This window comes from Chamaesiphon sp. OTE_20_metabat_361, assembly GCF_031364565.1.
The window spans coordinates 1-7,139 of the sequence record NZ_JANLWO010000621.1 but is presented as its reverse complement, the minus strand read 5'-3'; the positions used below and the strand labels follow the sequence as shown (position 1 = coordinate 7,139).

At 46.3% G+C, this 7,139-nt stretch carries 9 protein-coding genes; 6 read left to right on the top strand and 3 right to left on the bottom strand.

Going from position 1 to position 7,139, the window contains the following annotated elements; genetic code table 11:
- Positions 1 to 103 (bottom strand): phycobiliprotein lyase (locus RMO35_RS17810; RefSeq protein ID WP_309742739.1); only part of this gene is annotated, 103 nt, incomplete at its 3' end.
- Positions 104 to 410: 307 nt separating this feature from the next.
- On the opposite strand from RMO35_RS17810, the gene RMO35_RS17805 reads away from it, so the two are divergent.
- The 5 genes from RMO35_RS17805 (at position 411) to RMO35_RS17785 (ending at position 3,928) form a co-directional block, all read left to right on the top strand.
- Positions 411 to 854 (top strand): hypothetical protein, encoded by a 444-nt coding sequence (locus RMO35_RS17805; protein ID WP_309742737.1) that lies wholly within the window; start codon positions 411 to 413, stop codon positions 852 to 854.
- Between the two features lie 275 nt (positions 855 to 1,129).
- Positions 1,130 to 1,267 carry a hypothetical protein gene (locus tag RMO35_RS17800; protein WP_309742735.1) on the top strand — a complete coding sequence of 46 codons (138 nt, stop codon included), beginning with the start codon at positions 1,130 to 1,132 and terminating at the stop codon, positions 1,265 to 1,267.
- Positions 1,268 to 1,309: 42 nt separating this feature from the next.
- Complete coding sequence (galE, locus tag RMO35_RS17795) at positions 1,310 to 2,320, top strand: UDP-glucose 4-epimerase GalE (RefSeq protein WP_309742733.1); 1,011 nt, start codon at positions 1,310 to 1,312, stop codon at positions 2,318 to 2,320.
- Between the two features lie 395 nt (positions 2,321 to 2,715).
- Complete coding sequence (locus RMO35_RS17790; protein ID WP_309742731.1) at positions 2,716 to 3,099, top strand: hypothetical protein; 384 nt, start codon at positions 2,716 to 2,718, stop codon at positions 3,097 to 3,099.
- 181 nt (positions 3,100 to 3,280) lie between these two features.
- Complete coding sequence (locus RMO35_RS17785; protein WP_309742729.1) at positions 3,281 to 3,928, top strand: methyltransferase domain-containing protein; 648 nt, start codon at positions 3,281 to 3,283, stop codon at positions 3,926 to 3,928.
- Positions 3,929 to 4,123: 195 nt separating this feature from the next.
- On the opposite strand, the gene RMO35_RS17780 is transcribed toward RMO35_RS17785, so the two are convergent.
- Complete coding sequence (locus RMO35_RS17780) at positions 4,124 to 4,540, bottom strand: hypothetical protein (protein ID WP_309742727.1); 417 nt, start codon at positions 4,538 to 4,540, stop codon at positions 4,124 to 4,126.
- A 21-nt stretch (positions 4,541 to 4,561) separates the two neighbouring features.
- A complete protein-coding gene (gene folD / locus RMO35_RS17775) occupies positions 4,562 to 5,446 on the bottom strand; it encodes a bifunctional methylenetetrahydrofolate dehydrogenase/methenyltetrahydrofolate cyclohydrolase FolD (RefSeq protein WP_309742725.1) in 885 nt (294 codons plus the stop codon).
- Positions 5,447 to 5,842: 396 nt separating this feature from the next.
- On the opposite strand from folD, the gene RMO35_RS17770 reads away from it, so the two are divergent.
- A complete protein-coding gene (locus RMO35_RS17770; protein WP_309742723.1) occupies positions 5,843 to 6,949 on the top strand; it encodes a glycosyltransferase family 4 protein in 1,107 nt (368 codons plus the stop codon).
- Positions 6,950 to 7,139: the final 190 nt, after the last annotated feature.

The window sequence follows — 7,139 nt, the reverse complement described above, 5'->3', positions numbered from 1 at the left end:
CAGTATAAGATCGCTCTACTTCATTGTGACGGACATAATGGTAGGTTCGCTCGGTTTTCCATGTGCCGACACAAGCCGAAAAGAAGTCTTCAATTTCTAGCATTTTTTAGCGATTTTGCTGCGCGACTGGAATTCTATTTTAGCAAGGTTAACCCAGGTAGATGAGTTCGATCGAGCAATCTAGGCGATTAGGTTGCTGCGTAGCATCAAAGGATAATGCCGATTGCGATCGAGCTTAATTAAATAGCGATCGAATAATAACTGCCACCTACTCTGTGAGTTAAATTACTTCTATATCATTAATTAATAATTAAGATTGCAATTCTTAGGAAAAGTTAAATAATTCAGCAATAAGTTAACAAATTCAGATTTATTCTCTAAGATCGAGGTGAATTACAATCAGGTATGAGATGGAATCAATCCAGCAACAGATTAGTACCTTGACCCGCAAGGTCGATCGAGTCTATCAGATTATCGATCGATTGAATCAACAGTTCGAGCTAATCGAGCCACATGTAATTAGCGAAAAAACATCGATCGAGCGCTCACTCAACCGTGAGGAGTTACAACCAGCCAGCGGCGAGATCCGGCGCTCCCAACCTGCTAATTACCGCCGCAATGGCTATGCCGATCTGCCTACTGGTGCCAATTATCGGCACGATACATCTGAATGGGTTATCGCCCAGCAAGATGTACTCATCGATAGTGGCGGTGTCGAAATCAGCCAACACCAAATCAAAGAGCAAGATCTAGCGCCGCAAATTCAAATCCAGCGCCTCACCGCTCAATTAACCGCTGCCTACAACCGGATTGCAGCTCTAGAAGAACAGTTGCTCGCCAAGCGGTGGAAGTAGTTGTCAATTGCATGAGCGATCCGACAAATCAGTAATTGTACCGATGGATGGCTACTCGCTGTGTTGAAAATACGATCGGTTCAGACACTGGCTCTGTCGATATTGGCGTCTCTACATCTGCCCGACATCAGCGCCCCAATTGAGGACATCTCCTGACTCATCGTCACTCGATCGGTAATATGGCAGATGCGCTAGTCACAAATTATGCGGATGCAGATTGCGTCATATACTGATTTTACTTGTATGGAATAAATAGTTGTAGTAACCTTGGCAATGTGACCCAAGTCGTTGGCGTAGCCTCTCATGAGAGAGAATCGCCAATCTTAGTTATTGCCAATAGTTATCGAATTGCTAGATTCGATCGCATTTTCGTGACCAAATCGCCAAATATGTGGGAATTGGGATCGGCATAATTACTAACTACTATAATCTATTGTATATACAATTATAACCAGATGAACAAACAAATCTTAGTAACTGGTGGGGCTGGTTATATTGGCTCCCACACGATCGCCCAATTGGGTGATGCTGGATATGAGATTGTGGTATATGACAATTTATCTACAGGTGCTAGCAGTGCATTGACCTATGGGACACTCGTCCTGGGCGATTTAGCCGATCGACAACAATTGAGTCAAGTATTTGCTAATTATAACTTTGATGCGGTCTTACATTTTGCTGCCAGTATTTCTGTGCCAGAATCTGTCATCAAACCACTGGATTATTACAGCAACAATACCGCAAATACCCTCAATTTGCTCCACTGCTGCGATCGATTTGGCGTCAATAAACTGATATTTTCTAGTACTGCGGCAGTCTACGGACAACCCAAAGTCAACCCGATTACCGAAGCCACATTACCCGAACCGCTCAATCCTTACGGCAGTTCTAAACTGATGAGCGAACGCTTAATCCGCGACTATGCGCTGGCATCCGATCTGCGCTATGTCATTTTACGGTACTTCAATGTTGCTGGTGCCCAGATGAGTGGGAAGCTCGGACAATCGGGCAAAAAAGCTACTCACCTCATCAAAGTCGCTTGTGATGCTGCTTTAGGTCAACGTCCGCACATGAGCATCTTTGGGACTGATTTTGACACTCCTGACGGTACGGGCATCCGCGACTATATTCACGTAGACGATCTCGCCCGCGCTCATGTCGATGCACTGGCGTATCTCAATGTCCCTCAGCAACCCAGTCAGATTTTAAATTGCGGCTACGGACAAGGTTACAGCGTCCGTCAAGTCATCGAAACAGTCAAAGAGATTTCGGGTGTAGATTTCCAAGTCATTGAAGCCCCACGCCGCGAAGGCGATCCTGCTTGCGTAATTGCCGCCGCCGCTCAAATCGGGCAGACGCTGGGCTGGAAACCACGCTTCAACGATCTCGAAACGATCGTGCGTAGTGCCCTAGCCTGGGAAAAGAAGTTAATTGCGAGTGTACCCGTCGGAGAGTTAGTTAAATAACCCAAGTCGCTACCTATAACCTCAGCGGTTAGAAACCGCTGCTCGTAATACAAAGTCCGCCTACGCGGACTAATTTATTAGTCCGCGTAGGCGGACTTTGCAGCATTAGCCGCGACTTGAGTCGCAGGCATTCTATCCGGTAGCAACTTAGGTTAAATAACTGTGGTGGAAGCACAGGAATACCCTAACTCGATTAATTTGCTATGGTTAAATCAGAACTGAGCACGATTCTTGTTCCGAGAGGCTCCGCCAACGAGCTAATTGCTTTGACACCAGCTAGGTGAAACAATCTCAGCTAGCTGGCGTCACTGAGCATATCGACCAAACAGAGCGAAAGTATTAAATTGTTTGGATCTTTACCGTTTTATCCGATTAGAACTAAAGGAATATTACCGATGCAGTTTAAGAAAATCTGTGGTTCGATGTTCGCAGCGATTGTCGCGCTCGAATCGACTCAAATGATGCCAGCTTCAGCCCAGCTAGTGCCCGAACCGTGGGTAACAGTCGGTAGCAAAAATGGCACTGTTAGCTATGGTGCTGGTGTGAAGGTGTTCGATCTCGGTGCCGAGATTGCCACATCTGAAGGCACTACAGGAGTTGACGTGCTCAAGTTCTTTGGCTTCCCGATTGTCTCTCCTTATGCTGGATTAGGTATTTATGGTGACAAAGGTGTCGCTTATTCTGGTGGCGTTCACTTCACTCCACCTGGTAATACCTTTTATGGACTTGGCTATCATTCTATTCGGGGAATTAACGGTCAAGTTGGCATTAAGTTCTAGAACTAGTTGCTTCCTTGGTGGTGGTGTGAAGTCAATGCTACCTGACAACACCACTTTTGAACATCAAGATCGTTTCCGACTGTACATTAACGATCTTGGCATCGAGTTCTAGAAAATAATAGAGGATCGGGTAAGTTTTTTACACCCATAATCCCTGTCCCCTACCACCTTTTCTTTGCTCATGTTATTAAACTCTATACAACGTCAAAAATTAGATGGTGGTAACGATCGCGAATTCTATAATACGCCGCGATTTGTTACCCACGTCGATGAAGGATTTATCGATCGATTGACGACTCTCTACCGCGAACGGCTCCAGCCGAATACGCGGATCTTTGACATGATGAGTAGTTGGGTATCGCATTTACCCAGCGAGCTGAAATTTGAATTCATCCAAGGACATGGTTTAAATGAAAAGGAATTAGCTAAGAATCCGCGATTCGATAAGTACTTCGTTCAAAATCTCAACCAAGATCTCAAATTGCCATTAGCAGATGCGAGTTTTGACGCAGTGTTAAATACTGTTTCCGTCCAATATCTTCAGTATCCCGAAGCAATTTTTGCGGAAGTATATCGAGTTCTCAAGCCTAACGGACTTGCAATCTTCAGCTTTTCCAATCGGATGTTTTATAACAAAGCGATCGCGGCTTGGCGCGATGGCAGTGAAACCGATCGAGTCGAATTAGTCAAGAGTTATTTTAACTCAGTCTCTGGATTTAGCACCCCAGAAACGATCGTCCAAGTCAGCCAAGTTCCCGAATTATTGCGCTGGATGGGTGCTGGTGGTGGCGATCCTTTCTATGCAGTCATCGCTCAAAAAAATGGTTAGAAAAATCCTAATTTGACTGATAATTAGGCGATTGCTTTTATCCGAAATATTGACTCCAAATTTAGTTCTTAGCGGGCGGGCATGAAGCTGAGCAATCCTACAGATTAACTTTGCGGCTAGGAACTCAAATAGGATTGCTATAATTGCTTGCGAATTCGTGACGATCGTTTGAGACAAGCGTCATCGTACCTGTACTTAGCGATCTTTACGACTTTTATTAATTGCTGCACCTACATCTTTAATAATTCCCTGCCAGCCAGCGATAACAATTGGCATCAGCCAAACAAACAAAGCCATAACTGAATTGAGATGTGCTTGGGCGGCATTTGCCGTCACAGTGGCATCCAGATACAGCGTAGCCGCCGCGATCGCTAGGCCAATCGCGCAAGTAAAAATAAAATAAATACCTGTTTTGCGGCTGGATAAGATTAATAAAGAAATCGTCAGACCGATCGCCCCAAATAGAAAATTACCAATGATTAATTCATTAATTAGTTGATAATTCTCCTTGCCGACGATCGCATTGTAGTCAATCCGGCGAAAATATTTATATTCATTTAGCAACCAGATAGTGACATAAATGAGATAGAGATACCGATGAATATTTTTCATAATCAATGGCTATCCTGGATACTAATCCAAGCCATGCGTATGTGCATAGCTCCAGACCGTATTTTCGAGTAGCATTGTCACTGTCATCGCCCCCACTCCACCCGGTACGGGTGTAATCCAACTCGCAATTTCTTTCACCGCGTCAAAGTCTACATCGCCCACCAATCGGGACTTCCCGGTAGTCGAATCGGTCAGCCGATTGATGCCGACATCGATAACTACCGCTCCTGGTTTCACCATTTCGGCAGTAATCATTTGGGTTCTACCGACCGCCGCGACCAAAATATCTGCTTGACGGCAAATAGCCGCTAGATCGGGCGTGCGGGAATGGGCGATCGTCACTGTAGCATCGGCAGCTAATAACATTAATGCCAAAGGCTTACCCACCAGAATACTCCGACCGACCACGACTGCATGTTTGCCGCGAACATCTAGCTGATATTCAGCTAATAAGCGCATCACGCCCCCTGGGGTGCAGCTTTGCAGTCCGGGTTCTCCTCTGACCAATTTGCCCAAATTGAGGGCGTGCAGACCATCGACATCCTTATGGGGCGCGATTTCATGGAGGAGAGCAACTGAGTCAAACCCATCGGGTAATGGTAATTGGACTAAAATCCCATCGACGCGATCGTCAGCATTGAGTTCGTGGATGATTTCGGTGAGTCGTTCCTGAGTGACATCGGGGGGAAAATGCTGTCCGAACGACCTAATCCCGACTTTAGCACAGGCTTTTTCTTTACCGCCGACGTACGCCGCACTGGCGGGATTATCGCCGACCATTAATACGGCCAGTCCCGGCGGGCGACCGATTTGGGGCTGTAATTTACTAATGTGGACTTGTAAAGCATCCTGCATCTTGAGTGCCAAGGCTTTACCATCGAGAATTTGACCGGGACTGAGGCTCATAACTATTTTGGCTGGTGAAGTGGGTATGATGACAAGTAGGAGTCGGTCGGAGATTGCCGCTAGATTGGCACGGCGCGATCGGGAAGATCGATCGTACCTGTTTCCCCCGAACCGATGAGGCTAAAACTGATTTGATATAATCATCAATATATAGCATCGATGCTGATGCTCGGATTCGCTTAGCCCTCAGTTCAGATCCCAAATTTCCGATCGAGATATGCGTCAAATTGCCGTTTAACTTTTCGAGATTTTTAGTTTACGCTAGCGATCGAGAGCAATTTGAGTTGGGGAAGTAGAAATCGCCTTCTACCGCTACTAGCAGTCAATGCGATCGAGCTGGTAACTCGATGAGCCAACCATATTTTCCGTCTTTAAATCTATACTTGTTGAGACCCGATGAAAATTACACTGATTAGTTCTACGCTTGAGGTTGGTGGTGCAGAACGAGTCATGTCAATCATTGCCAACTATTGGGCAGCTAGAGGCTGGCAGATTACCATTCTCTCCCTCGATGATGGTTCGTCGCCACCATTTTACGATCTCGACAAGCGGATTGAGTATCGATCCTTGAGTATCGACCATCAAGATGCTTATAAATTAGCTAATTTCGGTCGTACTCTCAATCAGATCCGCCGCCTCAAAAAAGCGATCGTCGCTAGTCGTCCCGATGTGGTAATTAGCTTTGTAAATACTATCAATATCATGACACTTTTGGCGACCTGGAGCCTCAAGGTACCGACGATCGTCAGCGAGCATGTCTATCCAGCTTTCGGCGGATTGAGCAAAATCGGTCAATTTCTTCAAAAGTGGACTTATCGCCGTGCTGCCCTAGTCAACGTCAAGACTCACAGTGGCTTAGCTTTTTTCCCGAGTTCTCAAGGCTATGAGACAGTCGCGATCCCCAATCCAGTTGCCCTTCCAGAGTCCGAACCGATCGAGTCGCAACTATTTACCGACGATCGACATCTGCTGGCGATCGGCAAATTAACCCACCAAAAAGGTTTCGATCTCTTAATTAAAGCCTTCTCTCAAATCTGCGATCGCCATCCCGATTGGACTTTGACGATTTTAGGCGAGGGGGAGATGCGTGCCGAACTTTCAGATTTATGCGCCCAATTACAACTTGACGAGCGGGTATTTCTCCCTGGTAATGTCCGAAATATCGATGCTCATTTACGCAAAGCCGATATTTTTGCGCTCGCCTCTCGATTTGAGGGTTTCCCAGTCACTTTATGCGAAGCGATGGCTTGTGGTGTCCCCGTAATTGCCGCTGATTGTCTCAGTGGCCCCCGTGAAATCATCCATAATAATATCGACGGGCTACTCGTCGTACCGGAGAATGTGGATGCGTTGGCAGTTGGCTTAGATATTCTGATGTCCGATCCTGGCAAGCGTCAGTACTTTTCTTACCATGCGCCTAAAGTCGTGGACAGGTTTGGGGTAGAGCCAGTTATGGCAATGTGGGATAATGCGATCCGGCAGGTGGTGGGTAATCAGGGGTAAAGGGTAAAGGGTAAAGGGTAAAGGGTAAAGGGTAATGGGTAATGGGTAAGAGCATGTTTGTCTCGCATTTTCTAGCTGCTTTCTGGCACCGCCTCCGATTGAAATCGGGGCTTGTGATGCAAAGTCCGCCTCCGCGGACTGTTTAATCAGTCCGCGTAGGCGGACTTTGCATCATGAGCAGAGACTTCAG